Here is a 499-nt window from a genome sequence, read left to right as displayed (position 1 = left end):
TTATCAAATCGGGTTGCAATCGCTCGGAAATGCTTCAATCTCGCAAACACATTTTCAACTAAATGTCTTAATTTATATAGATATTTATCAAACTCCTTATTCGATCTTTTACTATTTGATCTCATTGGAATGATGGGAATCATATCCTTGTTCTGGGCATATATTCTAATGTGCTCAGCATCATACCCCTTATCAGCAATGAGATAAGTTGCCTCGCCTACAGTATCAATCAGTTGTTTTGCAACTTGACTGTCGTGGACGCCACCCCCAGTGATTTTAAAATCAATCGGTAATCCATTCGCGTCGGTTGCAAGATGTATTTTTGTTGTTCGTCCACCACGTGATTGTCCAATTGCTCTTTCGAAACCATTCCGAGCTCCACTTGCATGTTGATGCACGCGTATGTAGCTTCCGTCAATGAATACCCATTCTTGATCCAAGACGCCTCGTAATCTAAAAAAAATTTATTCCACAATCCCTTGCTTGCCCAACGATTAAA

1 pseudogene is annotated in these 499 nt (G+C 39.7%); it reads right to left on the bottom strand.

The window, feature by feature from the left end:
* Positions 1 to 499 (bottom strand): annotated as a pseudogene (locus tag NI469_RS15760) (IS5 family transposase); the annotation flags it as partial.

The organism is Acinetobacter lwoffii, from assembly GCF_024129735.1.
In the GTDB taxonomy this organism is placed as follows: domain Bacteria; phylum Pseudomonadota; class Gammaproteobacteria; order Pseudomonadales; family Moraxellaceae; genus Acinetobacter; species Acinetobacter lwoffii_H.
The sequence above is the reverse complement of the archived record's forward strand: the minus strand, read 5'-3'. Positions and strand labels throughout refer to the sequence as shown.